This window comes from Sphingobacterium rhinopitheci (assembly GCF_022627575.1).
Taxonomy (GTDB): Bacteria; Bacteroidota; Bacteroidia; order Sphingobacteriales; family Sphingobacteriaceae; genus Sphingobacterium; species Sphingobacterium rhinopitheci.
On record NZ_JADEYQ010000001.1, the window covers coordinates 560,863 to 576,258 of the forward strand.

Consider the following 15,396-nt stretch of genomic DNA (forward strand, 5'->3'; position numbering starts at 1 on the left):
TCTTACTTATTTTGTTAAAAAATCTTTCGCTCTAGCAATCGCTTTATCTAATCCTGAAGCATCTTTACCACCTGCCGTAGCGAAAAATGGTTGGCCACCGCCACCGCCTTGGATATCTTTTGCTAGATCCCGAATTATAGTTCCTGCATTCAAACCTTTGTCTTTTACTAAAGCATCAGAAATAACAACCGTCAGACTTGGTTTACCATCTATCTCTGCTCCTAATACTAGGAAAGTATGTGGGTTAGATCCTTTCAAGGCAAACCCCAAGGCTTTAACAGCATCAGTACTTGGTAAATCTACTTTTGTTGCTAAGAAATTAACCCCGTCAATATTTTCAATTTTTGCTTCTAACTCTTTCTTAATAGCTCCTGATTTCTCACGTATCGCTTCTTCTACTTCTTTTTTCAAAGCACCATTTTCTTCCATAATCTTAGCGATAGCAGAAACGAAATCTTTAGGACTATTAAGGATATCTTTCAAGCTTTGAGCTAGCTCAAAGTGCTCACGTATTACAGCAGCAGCTTTGGTGCCCGTAATGGCCTCAATACGTCTTACCCCGGCTGCTACAGCAGATTCTGAAATAATTTTAAAGAATCCAATTTCACCAGTCGCCTTAACATGTGTACCACCACAAAGCTCTTTTGAATAACTATCTTCAAATGTAATTACACGTACATTGTCGCCGTATTTCTCGCCAAATAAAGCAGTAACACCAGATTCTATAGCTTGCTGATAAGGGACTTCTCTTTCCTCTTTTAAAGAAATGTTTTCACGGATTTTAGTATTTACGATATCTTCAACAGCTTTGATTTCTTCATAGGTCATTTTTGAAAAATGAGAGATATCGAAACGAAGAACATCTGCATTTACTAATGATCCTTTTTGGTTTACATGACTTCCTAATACCTGTTTCAATGCGGCATGCAGCAAGTGAGTAGCGGAGTGATTACTTTCTGTATCTTTACGCTTAGCGCTATTTACCTTAGCTTCAAAAGTTCCTTGTAATGAATATGGCAAATGATCGATATAATGAATGAATAATCCATTTTCTTTTTTCGTATCCGTAACCTGGATTTTTTCACCAGACTCAGCTACTAGTACTCCTGTATCACCTACCTGACCACCGCCTTCGGCATAGAAAGGTGTCGAAGACAATACCAATTGATATTGATCTTTACCTTTAGCAGATACTTTACGGTATTTTACAACTTCAGTTTTTGAGGTTAAAGCATCATACCCTACAAATTCGGTATCGTCACTATCATTTATAATAATCCAATCTCCAGTATCTGTTGCTGTTGCAGCTCTAGAACGTTCTTTTTGAACAAGCAAAGCTTTGTCAAAAGCATCCATATCCACATTCAATCCCTTTTCTCTGGCCAACAACTCAGTTAAGTCAATAGGGAAACCATAGGTGTCAAATAATTCGAAAGCAAATTCGCCATCAATTATTTGATTATTTAAAGCGTAATTTTCAAAACGTTGAATACCTGTCGTCAACGTACGCAAGAAAGAAACCTCTTCCTCTAAAATTACCTTCTGTACAAAATCTTGTTGTTGGATCAATTCATCAAAAACACCCTTAAATTGTTCGGCTAATACAGGAACCAATTCATTAAAGAAAGGAGTTTTAAAGTTCAAGAAGGTATAAGCATAACGTACAGCACGACGTAAAATACGACGTATTACATAACCTGCTTTGTTATTAGAAGGCAATTGTCCATCTGCAATAGCAAAACTTACCGCACGTATATGATCCGAAATAACACGCATAGCAATATCCGTCTTCTCATCTGTACCGTATTTAACACCAGATTTATCGGCAATAAATGAAATCAATGGCTGGAATACATCTGTATCATAATTTGACGTTTTCCCTTGGATGCAACGCACCAAACGTTCAAACCCCATTCCGGTGTCCACATGCTTTGCAGGTAACGACTCTAAAGTACCATTTTTTAAACGATTGAATTGCATAAATACAAGATTCCAAATCTCAATCACCTGAGGATGATCAGCATTTACTAAATCTTGCCCTTTTACTTGTGCACGCTCTTCAGCAGAACGCATATCAAAATGTATCTCGGAACAAGGTCCACAAGGCCCCATATCGCCCATCTCCCAGAAATTATCTTTTTTATTGCCTAATAATATTCTGTCTTCAGCAATAAAATCTTTCCAAAAACCATATGCTTCCATATCACGCTCTAAACCTTCAGATTCATCACCTTCGAAAATCGTAACATACAAACGGTCTTTATCCAATTTATAGACTTCGGTCAATAATTCCCAAGCCCAAGAGATGGCTTCTTTCTTAAAATAATCGCCAAAAGACCAGTTTCCTAACATTTCGAATAAAGTATGGTGATAGGTATCAATACCTACTTCCTCTAAATCATTATGTTTACCAGAAACACGAAGACATCGTTGCGTATCGGCGACTCTATTATATTTAACGGCAGCCTCACCTAAGAACAAATCTTTAAATTGATTCATACCGGCATTAGTAAACATTAATGTAGGGTCGTTCTTTACTACAACAGGTGCAGAAGGCACAATATGATGTGATTTACTTTTGAAATAATCCAAAAATGCTTCGCGTATTTCTCTACTGGTCATTGAAAATATATTTATATAAAGGCACAAATTTACTCAAAATCACGCTCTAATACAATCAAAAAAAACATAAGTTATGGATATTTAAAATACTTGCATTGTGATTACAATCTATTCAAAAGGTGACAAAAACAATTATTTAGTAGTTAATAATTAGTATTTTTAGAAATTGAAAAATAAATCTCTAATGAAAAAAAAAATAATAGTCCCTACCGATTTTTCGGAAAATGCACTTCTTGCGGCAAAATATGCTTGTCAATTAGCTATAGATAAAGGATATCACGTACAGTTAGTACACTGCTATAATTCAGATACAAGTATTTTTGACGAAAAATTAAATAATAACGAAGAAATAACACCCTTATTAAAGGGAGATTTCATCATGACTGAATGGAAGGACTCTTTACAATTGGAATACCCTGAAATATCATTAGAAGGGGAATGCACTAAAGGATTAGTTTCAGAGATAATACCAAAAATAGCTATAGCACCTAATTATTCCTTATTGATCATGGGTAGCAATGGCTTAGAAGAAAATGATTCTCCATTATTCGGAAGCACGACAAGTCAAGTTGCATCTTCAAGTCGTATTCCAGTAATTGCTGTCCCATATTATACAAACATCACGCCTTTAAAAAAAGCTGCTATTTTAACAAATTTTAAAGATGATGAATTAGATTCGCTAAAAGACTATGTGGATTTATTGGGAATGCCTCATGAATTGGATATCATTCATGTCTACCAAAATTCAGATGACATCAATGAGGTAACAATAAAAATAAAAAATTGGGCTACCAAAATCCAAGAAATTACGCCTAATATTACAGTAAATACTATCTTAAAGCCTATCAATTACAGCAGTGAATCACAAGATACAATAGCTGAAGTTGTAAACAATACCATTGAAGACAACAAATACAATATTGTCATTGTTACAAAAACACGTAAATCTTTCTTTGACAAATTATTTTCTAAATCAATTTCCAAAGAAGTTATTTTAAAATTAGAAACGGCAATATTTTTTGACAACAACTAAACTACATCATATGAGAAACAAAATATTAATCCCTGTTGATTTCACTGATCATGCTCAACAAGCTATTGATTACGCCTGTCAACTAGCAGTCGAAACTGCACATGACATAGATTTAATACATGTTTTTACGGATCACAATAATATATATCACAATTCCTTAACGAATCCAGATTTAATAGATCCACGTGTAGCTTTTGCCAAACGTGATGCCGAAAAAATTATCATTGAATACCAAGAAAAATTTCCTTCGATACAATTCAATATTATCTTTAAGGATGGAATTCTCTTCGAAAGGTTACGCGAAACGGTAACAAATAATACATACGATGCTATTATAATGGGTACAAAAGGAGCATCAGGATTAGAAGCTATGTTGATCGGGTCCAATATGTTTGAAGTATTTCAAAACACGAAGGTACCTGTCGTAGCCATTCCAAAATCTGAAAAGCCCTTTAAAACACATAAAATAGGATTGTTATGTAATTTTAAAGATGGAGAAATTGATGTTTTAAAACAGGCGATTAAATTATATGGAATAAAATTTGAATTAACATTGATTCATATCAATAATTCTAATGATAACATATCTATAATTGACAAGAAGTTTAAAACCTTTATTGAAAAAATAATTTCAGAAACTGGTATTGATGATATTTCTTATGTAGTGAAAGCACAATCTTTTTTCATTCAATACAAAGAAGATATTTCCTCGGCTATCAACTCTGTAATAACAGACGAACAATTAAACCTACTACTAGTTACTAAAAGTAAAAAAGGTTTTTTACGTAAGGTAATAGAAGAGAATGTAGTAAAGAGAATGGCGTACGATATTCAGATCCCAAAATTTTTCGGCAAATCATAATATACTGAGCTGTTGGACTACAAATAAAGCAATTAATGAATTAATCAAACATTTTGGACATATCTTTGCTTTACCAAATAAAGACAAAAAATACATGAAAAGAAATTTACAAGTAAGTTCGTTAATGGTAGCCTTAGGTTTTCTATCTACTGCAGCCTTTGCACAAGTTAAAAATGTGCCTACAATAGCGGGAACAACCCCATTTGGCTCAACAACGGAGTACAACACTTGGTCAATTGGAGTCAATGCTGGTGTATTAAACCAAACTAATATTTTCGGTTTTAACCGTCAAGGGTTTAATAAATTAAAAAACAATGTAGGTTATTCTGCGTATGTTAAAAAGCAGCTTTCACCATCTTTTGGTTTAAAAGCACAATATATGGGCGGTAAAGTTGGCGGTATCAATGAAAATGCATCAATTGGTGCTGTTCAAGAATTTGAAGCCAAAACTCCTTGGTCAGCTGCTGTATCTGCTGAGTTCCTATTAGCAAATACCAATTGGAGATTTATCAACAGTATTGTAAAACCTTATGTTTCGATTGGTTTAGGTGCCTTAAATTTTGAAACAACAACGACTACTTCAGTAGTAAGTACCACTGCTAAATCACAAACTAAATTGTATGTACCCTTAGATTTAGGTTTCAAATTTGCAGTTACTAAAGGTATTAATATTGATTTAGGCTACCAACTAAATTGGGCTAATCAACATTTTGATGGCGTTCCTGCGGGTCAATATAAAAGTGACTTATTCTCTTATGCACATGCTGGTTTAGAATTTGCACTTGGAGCTAAAGAAAAACCATCATTATCAAACAGTAACCCAGTAGCTACATTAGTGAATGATTATACTGCTAAATACGATGAATTAAAAGCAGAACGTAATGCTTTAATTGCTGCTAACAATGAATTGAAAGGACAAATAGAAGCAATAAATAACGACTTAAAAGATGATGATGGTGACGGTGTTGCTAACAAATATGATAAATGTCCAGGTACTCCAGTTGGTGTACAAGTAGATGGTGCAGGTTGTCCAATCGTTGTAAAGAACGAAACGAAAATCATAGAAAAAATAATCATTACAGAAGAGGATAAAAAAGTAGTAGCTGAAGCTATTAAAAATTTAGAATTTGACTTAAGCAAAGCAACTATCCGTCCTTCTTCTTTCGCCTCTTTAGACCGTGTAGCAGCTTTATTAATTGAGAAAAACTTCAAATTAAAGTTAGCTGGATACACCGACAATACAGGATCATTACAATTGAATATGCGTCTTTCAAAAGAACGTGCAGAAGCTGTAAAACATTATCTAGTATCTAAGGGCGCTAACCCTAACAATATCGAAGCATATGGCTACGGTCCTAATGACCCTATTGCTACAAATGCAACGCCAGAAGGACGTCAATTAAACCGTCGTGTTGAATTCACTTTATTTTAGACAACAAATCTAATAAACGAGAGAGCCCTATATTTTAAAAATATAGGGCTCTCTCGTTTATATTATTTTATCTCTCGATTATATTATTTTAAATGCTTCTTTGCCTACCGCTATTTCCTTTCGCAGTACATAATTCGTCTTCCCGTGGAGGAAATAAATAACAAACCCTACGTTCACCACAGCAAGAATAAGATTCACAAAAGAAGACGCTTGTGTCTCTCTAATGAATAATAGGAACATTAAAAAACAATAACGATAACTGCAAGACGTACAATTCTACCAGTAAACAATGTCACATCAGAAAGATATTGTGCTAGATCTGGAAAAAAATGAAAATTTTAATCCAAATAAAAATACCTTAAAGAACATACATTATGCTACCAAGGTGAAAAATTAGATTGTACAGGTTTAGTTAAATCAAATTGAACCGTAAAAACACGGTCAGAACCAATTCTTCGAAGGTTATATGTAAAAATATTGCCGTCCATAGTTATCCACCATACATTTTGGCATGCATAATCAATCAACTCACAAGTTTCATTATCTGCAGGAAAGATTTGGATGGTATCACTACCTTCATTTGGAGAAGTACCACCATAAAAGGTGATCTTATCTGGTGAACCGTCTTCATGACGATGATCATGTTTCAAAGTAAGCACATTATTAGAGTAGCTCAATATCCATGTACGCGATTTGTTCTCCCCTACATAGAAAGGAATACGAACCTCTCTATCAGAAAAACTCATCACCTGCATAAGCAATTTATTACCAACAAAACCATCACCATCTTTACCACCAGCAATTATCTCTCCTTCATAATAATTGCCTAAATGAGGTTTAAATTTTTCTAAAAAAATCTGAGATTTATTTTTTTCTTGTGCAAATAAAGTGTTGGAAACCAATAATAATAGCAGCAATAAAGTTGCCCCAAAGTTGTGTAAAATCATTTGAATATCATTTTAATTATATTAGCTAAAGATACTATTAAAAATCAAGAGGTTAAGCTATAGGATTATTAAAATATTTTACTTATCTTTGCAACGCCTTAGGCAATAGAGCCTATTGTATAATTTAATTCATGAACCCATTTTTAGAACTGGGAATCCGTGAGGAAGTTGTTAAAGCCATCTCAGAAATAGGTTTCGAAAAACCTTCTGAAATACAGGAAAAAGCCATTCCTGTATTATTGACTGGTAGCGACGATTTTGTCGGATTAGCCCAAACCGGCACAGGTAAGACAGCGGCATTTGGTCTTCCATTATTAGAACAGCTAGACTTTTCTCAAAGACACCCACAGGCATTAATTTTATGTCCTACACGTGAGTTGTGTTTACAAATCTCTAAAGATTTAGAAAAATTTGCTAAATACATGGACAACGTAAATGTTGTGGCTGTTTATGGAGGTGCAAATATCTCAGACCAATTACGTCAAATCAGACGTGGTGTGCAAATTGTAGTAGCGACCCCAGGTCGTATGTTAGATATCATTGGTAGAAATGCTATTGATTTTTCTAGCGTAAATTATGTTGTATTAGATGAAGCGGACGAAATGTTAAACATGGGTTTCCAAGAAGACATCAACAACATCTTGTCAGAAACTCCTGACACTAAAAAAACATGGTTATTCTCGGCTACAATGCCTAAAGAAGTACGTCGTATTGCTCAAAAATATATGACTGACCCTGTGGAGTTAACTGTAGGTACAAAAAACACAGGTAATGCAAACATTGAGCATCAATATTTTTTGATTAAAGCAAAAGATAAATATGCTGCCTTCAAACGTATCGTGGATTCAAATCCTGATATCTTTGGTATTGTATTTTGTCGTACAAAAATTGAAACGCAAGAAATTGCTGAAGCATTAATCAAAGATGGTTATAATGCAGATGCATTACACGGAGATTTATCTCAACAACAGCGTGACAAAGTAATGAAACGTTACCGTGACCGTAGTTTACAAATGTTAATTGCAACAGATGTAGCTGCTCGTGGTATTGATGTTAATGACGTGACACACGTTATCAACTTCTCGTTACCTGATGAAATTGAAAACTATACACACCGTTCGGGCCGTACAGCTCGTGCTGGTAAAACAGGTATTTCAATCTCTCTAATTAACATTAAAGAACAAAGCAAAATTCGTCAACTTGAAAAAGTTATCGGTAAAGCTTTTGAACGCAAACAAGTACCTCAAGGTGAAGAAGTTGTTGCAAGACAATTATTAACTATCATTGATAAAGTTAATCAAGTAGAGGTAAATGATGATCAGATGAACGCTTTCTTACCGGCTATAATGGAAGGTTTTGAATCGTTATCAAAAGAAGAAATTGTTAAAAGATTTGCATCTTTAGAATTCAACCGTTTCTTAGATTATTACAAAAATGCTCCAGATTTAAATATTGAAGCTAGAGATATTAGTAATACACGTGAAAGAGGTGAAAGAGGCGAACGTGGTGAAAGAAGTGAGCGTGGTTCTCGTATGGGATCTAAAGGCTACACTCGTTTATTCATGAACTTAGGTGCTGTAGATGAATTTAGCCGTGGAGACATGTTAGGATTTATCTGCAATAACTCTAAAATATCTGGAAAATCAATCGGTAAAATTGATATGAAAGGTGTTTTCACATTCTTTGAAGTACAAGACGAAGAAGTTAACAAAGTATTTGAAGGCTTTAAAGGCGTAGATTACAATGGTCGTCAAGTAAGAATCGAAGTATCTGGCGACGGCGGTGGCTCTGGCGAACGTAGTCACTCAGGTGGTGATCGCGGAAGTAGAGGACGTAGCGGCGGATTCGGTGGCGAAAGAAGAGATCGCGGTGGATTCGGTGGTGAAAGAAAAGATCGTGGTGGATTCGGTGGCGAAAGAAAAGATCGTGGTGGATTTGGTGGTGAAAGAAAAGATCGTGCTGGTTTCGGAGGCGAAAGAAAAAGTCGCAGTGGAGATAATGGCGGATTCCGTGATTTCTCTGGCAAACGTAGTGAATCTAAAAGCAAATATTAATATCATTAATATTACGTAATTTTGTAAGGCTATCTATTTTTAGATAGCCTTATTTTTTTTAGTAATATGCAAGTTACACCTACCCGTATTTTTGATTTAGTATACTATCATGACCATGTTTACCCTGAGGTCCCAATTTATTCGTACAAAAAAAATGAAGAATGGATAAATCTTTACAGTAAAGATTATATTAATTTAATCAATACTGTTTCAAAAGGGTTGCTATCTTTAGATATACAACCAAATGACAAAATAGGCTTAATATCCGAAAATCGCTACGAATGGAATGTACTGGATTTCGCTTTACAGCAAATCGGAGCAGTTGTAGTAGCCGTCTACCCCAATATATCAGACAAAGACTATATCCATATATTCAACCATGCTGAAGTTAAATTAACTTTTATCAGTAATAAGGACCTTTTCGATAGAATCGATCAACTAAAAAATAGTATCCCTACATTACAGTCATTGTATTTATTTGATGAAATAGACAATTATCCTAATTGGCAATCGATAAAAACAAATAGTGTAAATGTCAGTGATGAAGAATTAGAATTTCGCAAAGCGGAGGTAACAACAGATAACTTAGCAACCTTAATCTATACCTCTGGTACTACTGGTACCCCAAAAGGAGTAATGCTATCACATAAAAACTTATTAGCTGATACAATGAGTAGCGAATGCTCTTTCCCTGTTACGTCACATCAAAGAGCATTATCATTTCTGCCTGTCTGCCATGCTTATGAGCGTGTATTTCACTATGTATACATATACAAAGGTCTTTCTATTTACTATGCTCAATCGATGGACAGCATAGGTCATGATATGAAAGAAGTAAAGCCACATATATTCTCTGCTGTACCGCGAGTTTTAGAAAAAGTATATGAGAAAATAATGCTCACAGGTGAAAGTCTTACTGGTATCAAGCGTAAATTATTTTTCTGGGCTTTAAACCTTGGCGAGAGATACGATTTAGAAAATAGAACATTGTGGTACGATATTCAATTAAGCATCGCTAGAAAACTAATTTTCTCAAAATGGCAAGCTGCTCTTGGAGGGGAAATTCTGGGTATTGCTTCAGGATCAGCAGCATTGCAAGAGAAATTAATCCGTATATATATGGCTGCTGGTATAAATATATATGAAGGATATGGCCTTACAGAAGCCGGTCCATGCCTATCTGTAAATGATTTTAAAAGAGGTATGAAAATTGGAACAGTTGGACTTCCTCTTATAAATATACAGATTAAATTAGCTGAAGATGGTGAAATATTAGCCAAAGGAGATAATATCATGCTTGGTTATTATAAGGATGAAGAATCTACGAAAGAAGTTCTTCGTGATGGATGGTTGTCTACAGGAGATATAGGGAGATGGGTGGACAATAAATATCTAAAAATAATTGACCGTAAAAAAGAGATGTTTAAGACATCTGGTGGGAAATACGTAGTTCCTCAAGCTATCGAATCCAAAATGACGGAATCACCATTTATTGAACAACTAATGGTTGTTGGTGAAGGACAAAAATATCCTGCAGCTTTTATAGTACCTTCCTATTCAAACCTATTGAAATGGGCTATGAAAACCGATCCACAAGTAGAAAACTTAGATAAAAAAGAGTTCTTGCGTACATTACTTGTAGAAAATAAGATAAAATCTGAAATTGAAAAAGTAAATATACTTTTTGGGAATTGGGAACAAATTAAAAAATATGTTATCATTCCAGATGAATTTACTATTGAAGGCGGCGAACTAACTCCTACTCTCAAGATGAAACGTAAACTCATAATAGCAAAATATCAAGAGCTATATGACTCTTTATTTTAAAAACAAAGACTTCTATAACTATAGAAGTCTTTGTTTTTAAAAATCATTTCTTTTTAAGGATAGGTAACAGATCTTTATCAAAATTTATTTTTCTTATTAATTTATTCTATCATCAAGAAGTACATCTGTAGTCTTTGGGTTATAATTAGAAAAGTTCTTAATCAACTGATACGTATTGGGAATAGATTTTTCAAACCTCAGCAATGTTTCGCCAGAGATATTTGTCTTATCAAATGGTACCACTTTTATATATTCTTGGATATTATTAGCAGATCTACCGTATTTATAATCATATGTAAATCTACCATGTTCATCTAATACAATATCACTATTCATTTTATTGGGAACCGAAATGAAGAATTCAGACTGCTTATTCATATCAGCTTCTGTGTTTAACAAATCATTATCCTTTAATGCAACATATAATTCTTGAGCTACATAAATCGAGGGGTCAATTATATGTACATTTTTGTGGATTAAATGTTGATAAACATAATCACCTTTTTCATCTTTATAATCTCTAAGCTCACCAAGTACCTGATTGATTTCATCCATCAAATAAGGATAATGTGTACATCCCAAAATTAATGCCTTCAAAGGTTGTGCATCTTTTGTGTTGCGCATCTTTTCTAATAAGGAAACAAGATGATAACGAATATAATTCTCGGCATCATTCAATTGCATCACAGTACAATCTTCCGCATCCTCGGTATCACAAAGCATCTTATTTTTATCAAAATTGAAATTGTAAACATCTAATAAAGCCTTATCAATTTTATAGTTATCATTACTTAAAGAAGGACCTCTGTAGCCATCTCTCGGCGCTACAATAGCAGAACCTATATAATCAGCTTCCTCGTCAACCGCTTCGGCGACACCATGTCCTCCTTGATTAAAAATTTGAATATTACCGCTGTAATTCCCTTTATCTATTTGCGCTAACAAAGTTCTTTCATAGCCCTTGGAGGCAATTGTTCCAACTGTAGCGAACACAGCAATACTACCATCCTCCTCTTTATCAAAGAAAGATAATGTACCATTTGCGGCAGCATTAATAACACCTATAACAGGGATTTTTAAACCAGACCTATTCAAAAATAAAACCGCATCATTATATCCATACGCTGTAGCAGTATTACAGGCTATAACAATTGCTTTAACTTGTTGTTTATTGTCCTGCGGAACCTTAGAAATTGGGGAAGTATAATATTTAGTACCCAGCAAAAATTGAAAATCCTTAATAATATGCTCTTTTAATAAATCATCTTTACCTACAGCATTATAGTTGCCATAAGGCATATTAGCTTGATCAGCTAAATAAATAAATTTTTCTGTCGAGAAATCAAGTATCCCATCAGCATTTTTTTTATTGGTCTTATTGTCATTTTGATCAAAGTTCACCAATGCATCTAACACAGTAAGTCCACCAGTCCCCGAATCAAATACGCCTATAGGAAGTCCCTTTAAAGGGCTTGAGTATTTAGCAAAATCAATATGATAAAAACTATTCTTATCTTTTACAATGGCTTCTTCTATAAGTAGCCTTTCCTGGCCATAAGAGAATTTAAAAACCGAGCTAACCGTAATAAACGTAATACAAGTACGTAGTAATCCATTCATAATATATAGGTTTAAGCAACAAAATAAGGAATTTCACATCTTTTACACAAAAAAATGCAAAATAGATAAAGATCTAGCATAAAAAAAACGTAAAACTTTAAGGTTTTACGTTTTATATAGTGAACAGAATAAATAGTATTCTATTTCAAATTTCGTTGACGAATAGCTTCATAAATAACTACAGCAGCTGATACCGATACGTTCAATGACCCTATTTCACCAAACATAGGTATCTTGGCCAATTTATCTGCAATACGTATCAAATCATCAGAAACACCAACATCCTCGGCGCCCATGATAATACAAGTAGGTACGGAATAATCAACTTCATATACCGAATCTTGTGTTTTCTCTGTACTAACAACGAGCTGAATACCTGATTCAATTAAAAAACGACCTGTTTTGCCTAAAGAATCTTGACGACAAACAGGTATTTTGTATAAAGCACCTGCAGACGTTTTTATGGCATCAGGATTGATCTCAGCGGAACCTTTCTTCGGAACAATTATAGCGTGTACACCTGCACATTCTGCGGTACGTGCTATCGCACCCATATTACGTACATCGGTAACACCATCTAACATTAATAACAAAGGTGTTTCCCCTTTTTCATAAATCGTGGGTAAAATATCCTCTATATTATGGTAAATAATAGGCGAAATAACAGCGATTACCCCTTGGTGATTTTTACGTGTTATACGGTTAAGTTTTTCAACAGGTACTTGTTGAAATCCCATGTTATGTTCTTTCAACAACGTTTTTAATTCCAACAAAAGACTTCCACTTAAGCCTCTTTGAACAAAAAGTGATTCAATTTCTTTTCCACTATCTATAGCTTCAATGACAGCACGAATACCAAAGACCATTTGATTTGTCTCTCTTTTGTCTTCTCTATCTCTACGTTGGAAATTATTTTGCATATGTAATATTATATAAGTCGAGTCATTAATTTTGAGCACATCCAAATCGTCTCAAAATTTGACACAAAGATACTAAAGTATTATTTAACTAAGTTTCAATTAGTATTTTAAATATAAAAACTAGCTCAACCCGAGGTTGAATGTTTTTCTAAGGTTATCAAGAGCAGGATTTTTTGTAACCATTGCCTGATATTTTTCTTGAGAGGTATATGCTTTTCTTACGACAGACTGCTCTATTTGACAGGTTTCAATATCTAAAGCAAAATTGTGCAATTGAACACGCAAGAAATTCAACAAATCGATTTTCCCCTCCTTTAATTGATCCGATTGAACAGCATTCTCTACATCAATCTCAATAGTATTTCCTTTCAATCGTGGTGCATTAGCAGTCATAATGGTATAAATGGTAATACGACTCTCGGCCTTCATTATTTCAGCCAACTCATTCCATTTACCTATAAATGTATTGAAAGTAATCTCTCTAAATTCAGAACCTTCTACCAAATCAATTTCTTCAGCTACGGTATCCGCTTTTTTTTCAAATACGGTAGATAAGCTAGGTAATTCTACGGATGTTTTGATAGCTCCCCATCCTTTTCCGGAAGAAAAAGTCTTTTTAACTTCTTTTTCTTCAACTTTAGGGATGTCAGAAACAGGATGTACCGTTGTCGATTCAGGTATATTCTGTGTAGCAGGTATAGTTACTTTAGCTGCAGAAGCAACAGGATTTGATACCGGTTTTACAGATTCAGGAAGTTTTTTTTTTATTTCAACTTGTGTAGTTGATACGCCATTAACAGCTAATTTTATGGCTGACGAAAGGTGACACATTTTAAGCAATGCGAGCTCCACTTGCAAGCGTTGATTTTTGCTAGTCTTGTAAGCTATCTCACACTGATTCGCAATATTCAAAGCTGATAACAATAGGCCAGCGCTTAGCAGCGTCGATTGTTCAATATACTTCTTTTTAATATTCTCACTTACCTCCAATAACTTCAAAGTCTTAGGCTCTTTGGTTATCAACAGATTACGCAAGTGATTTGATAATCCTGCAATAAAATGACCACCATCAAAACCGCTATTCAATACATTATCCAAGATCAATAGGGCCTCTGCCGCATCTTCTTGCGCAATAGCGGACATTAGTTGAAAATAATAATCATAATCAAGAATATTTAAATTCTCAATTACCGCCTTATAGGTTAAATTACGATTAGAGAAACTAACAATTTGGTCAAACATTGATAATGCATCACGTAGTCCACCATCTGCTTTTTGTGCAATTAGATGTAAACCATCTTGTTCAAAAGAAATATCTTCTTTTTGAGCAATAGACGCCAAATGATTAGACATATCTTCTACCCTGATTCTATTGAAATCAAATATTTGACATCGTGACAAAATTGTAGGTAGTATTTTATGCTTCTCTGTGGTGGCAAGAATAAATATTGCATAGGAAGGTGGTTCTTCTAATGTCTTCAAAAAGGCATTAAAAGCTGCTTGTGAAAGCATATGTACCTCATCTATAATATAGATTTTATACTTACCGGTTTGCGGAGGGATTCGGACTTGATCAATCAGGCTACGAATATCATCTACAGAGTTGTTTGAAGCAGCATCCAACTCATGAATACTAAAAGAAGCGCCATTTGCAAAAGATTTACAGCTATCACATACACCACATGCTTCTGTAGACTCCGAAATATTTTCACAATTAATTGTCTTTGCCAATATACGTGCACAAGTAGTCTTACCAACACCACGCGGACCACAAAACAAAAAAGCCTGAGCTAGTTGATTATTATGAATTGCATTTTTTAAAGTGTTGGTAATATGCTGCTGACCAACGACAGAATCGAAGGTAACAGGACGATATTTACGGGCTGAGACAATGAAGTTATCCATTAACACAAAGATAGATAATTTGTAACGCTATAACAACATTGAAACTTAATCTACCCGTTAATAATCACAAATCCACTGCTTCAAAATGGTATCACCTATTACCACTATTAATTAAAAAGTCCTCCCGTCGTAACGTTACAACAGCATAGTTGCTAGACGGAGCCTGCCCCTATA

The 15,396-nt window shown here is 34.4% G+C and carries 10 protein-coding genes; 5 read left to right on the forward strand and 5 right to left on the reverse strand.

All coding sequences use genetic code 11. The annotated features are described in order from the left end of the window. Positions 1 to 6: 6 nt before the first annotated feature. Complete coding sequence (alaS, locus tag IP023_RS02485) at positions 7 to 2,622, reverse strand: alanine--tRNA ligase (RefSeq protein ID WP_241788663.1); 2,616 nt, start codon at positions 2,620 to 2,622, stop codon at positions 7 to 9. 184 nt (positions 2,623 to 2,806) lie between these two features. Here alaS and IP023_RS02490 point away from each other — a divergent pair, with 184 nt between their 5' ends. The 3 genes from IP023_RS02490 to IP023_RS02500 all read left to right on the forward strand — a co-directional run bounded on the left by IP023_RS02490 (position 2,807) and on the right by IP023_RS02500 (position 5,949). Then, positions 2,807 to 3,655: a universal stress protein gene (locus IP023_RS02490; protein ID WP_241788664.1), complete on the forward strand. Its 849-nt coding sequence runs from the start codon at positions 2,807 to 2,809 to the stop codon at positions 3,653 to 3,655. Positions 3,656 to 3,665: 10 nt separating this feature from the next. Beyond that, positions 3,666 to 4,517, forward strand: a complete 852-nt coding sequence (locus IP023_RS02495) for a universal stress protein (RefSeq protein ID WP_241788665.1) — start codon at positions 3,666 to 3,668, stop codon at positions 4,515 to 4,517. Between the two features lie 94 nt (positions 4,518 to 4,611). Then, positions 4,612 to 5,949, forward strand: a complete 1,338-nt coding sequence (locus tag IP023_RS02500) for an OmpA family protein (RefSeq protein WP_241788666.1) — start codon at positions 4,612 to 4,614, stop codon at positions 5,947 to 5,949. Positions 5,950 to 6,326: 377 nt separating this feature from the next. Here IP023_RS02500 and IP023_RS02505 read toward each other — a convergent pair whose 3' ends face one another. Next, positions 6,327 to 6,896, reverse strand: a complete 570-nt coding sequence (locus IP023_RS02505; RefSeq protein ID WP_241788667.1) for a hypothetical protein — start codon at positions 6,894 to 6,896, stop codon at positions 6,327 to 6,329. Positions 6,897 to 7,027: 131 nt separating this feature from the next. On the opposite strand from IP023_RS02505, the gene IP023_RS02510 reads away from it, so the two are divergent. Then, positions 7,028 to 8,950, forward strand: a complete 1,923-nt coding sequence (locus tag IP023_RS02510; protein WP_241788668.1) for a DEAD/DEAH box helicase — start codon at positions 7,028 to 7,030, stop codon at positions 8,948 to 8,950. 66 nt (positions 8,951 to 9,016) lie between these two features. Further along, on the forward strand, positions 9,017 to 10,777 hold the full coding sequence (locus tag IP023_RS02515; RefSeq protein ID WP_241788669.1) for an AMP-dependent synthetase/ligase: 1,761 nt from the start codon (positions 9,017 to 9,019) through the stop codon (positions 10,775 to 10,777). 96 nt (positions 10,778 to 10,873) lie between these two features. On the opposite strand, the gene IP023_RS02520 is transcribed toward IP023_RS02515, so the two are convergent. From IP023_RS02520 to IP023_RS02530, 3 genes are all read right to left on the reverse strand, one after another. After that, the gene (locus IP023_RS02520) at positions 10,874 to 12,397 is read right to left on the reverse strand and encodes a glutamate racemase (RefSeq protein WP_241788670.1); all 1,524 of its coding nucleotides are present in this window, start codon (positions 12,395 to 12,397) and stop codon (positions 10,874 to 10,876) included. A gap of 140 nt (positions 12,398 to 12,537) precedes the next feature. After that, a complete protein-coding gene (gene rlmB / locus IP023_RS02525) occupies positions 12,538 to 13,317 on the reverse strand; it encodes a 23S rRNA (guanosine(2251)-2'-O)-methyltransferase RlmB (protein ID WP_241788671.1) in 780 nt (259 codons plus the stop codon). Positions 13,318 to 13,437: 120 nt separating this feature from the next. After that, positions 13,438 to 15,222 carry a DNA polymerase III subunit gamma/tau gene (locus IP023_RS02530; protein WP_241788672.1) on the reverse strand — a complete coding sequence of 595 codons (1,785 nt, stop codon included), beginning with the start codon at positions 15,220 to 15,222 and terminating at the stop codon, positions 13,438 to 13,440. Positions 15,223 to 15,396: the final 174 nt, after the last annotated feature.

Excerpts from the sequence above, each read along its gene's own strand:
- alaS (WP_241788663.1), bottom strand. The coding sequence starts at position 2,622 with ATGACCAGTAGAGAAATACGCGAAGCATTTTTGGATTATTTCAAAAGT.
- IP023_RS02490 (WP_241788664.1), top strand. The coding sequence starts at position 2,807 with ATGAAAAAAAAAATAATAGTCCCTACCGATTTTTCGGAAAATGCACTT.
- IP023_RS02495 (WP_241788665.1), top strand. The coding sequence starts at position 3,666 with ATGAGAAACAAAATATTAATCCCTGTTGATTTCACTGATCATGCTCAA.
- IP023_RS02500 (WP_241788666.1), top strand. The coding sequence starts at position 4,612 with ATGAAAAGAAATTTACAAGTAAGTTCGTTAATGGTAGCCTTAGGTTTT.
- IP023_RS02505 (WP_241788667.1), bottom strand. The coding sequence starts at position 6,896 with ATGATTTTACACAACTTTGGGGCAACTTTATTGCTGCTATTATTATTG.
- IP023_RS02510 (WP_241788668.1), top strand. The coding sequence starts at position 7,028 with ATGAACCCATTTTTAGAACTGGGAATCCGTGAGGAAGTTGTTAAAGCC.
- IP023_RS02515 (WP_241788669.1), top strand. The coding sequence starts at position 9,017 with ATGCAAGTTACACCTACCCGTATTTTTGATTTAGTATACTATCATGAC.
- IP023_RS02520 (WP_241788670.1), bottom strand. The coding sequence starts at position 12,397 with ATGAATGGATTACTACGTACTTGTATTACGTTTATTACGGTTAGCTCG.
- rlmB (WP_241788671.1), bottom strand. The coding sequence starts at position 13,317 with ATGCAAAATAATTTCCAACGTAGAGATAGAGAAGACAAAAGAGAGACA.
- IP023_RS02530 (WP_241788672.1), bottom strand. The coding sequence starts at position 15,222 with ATGGATAACTTCATTGTCTCAGCCCGTAAATATCGTCCTGTTACCTTC.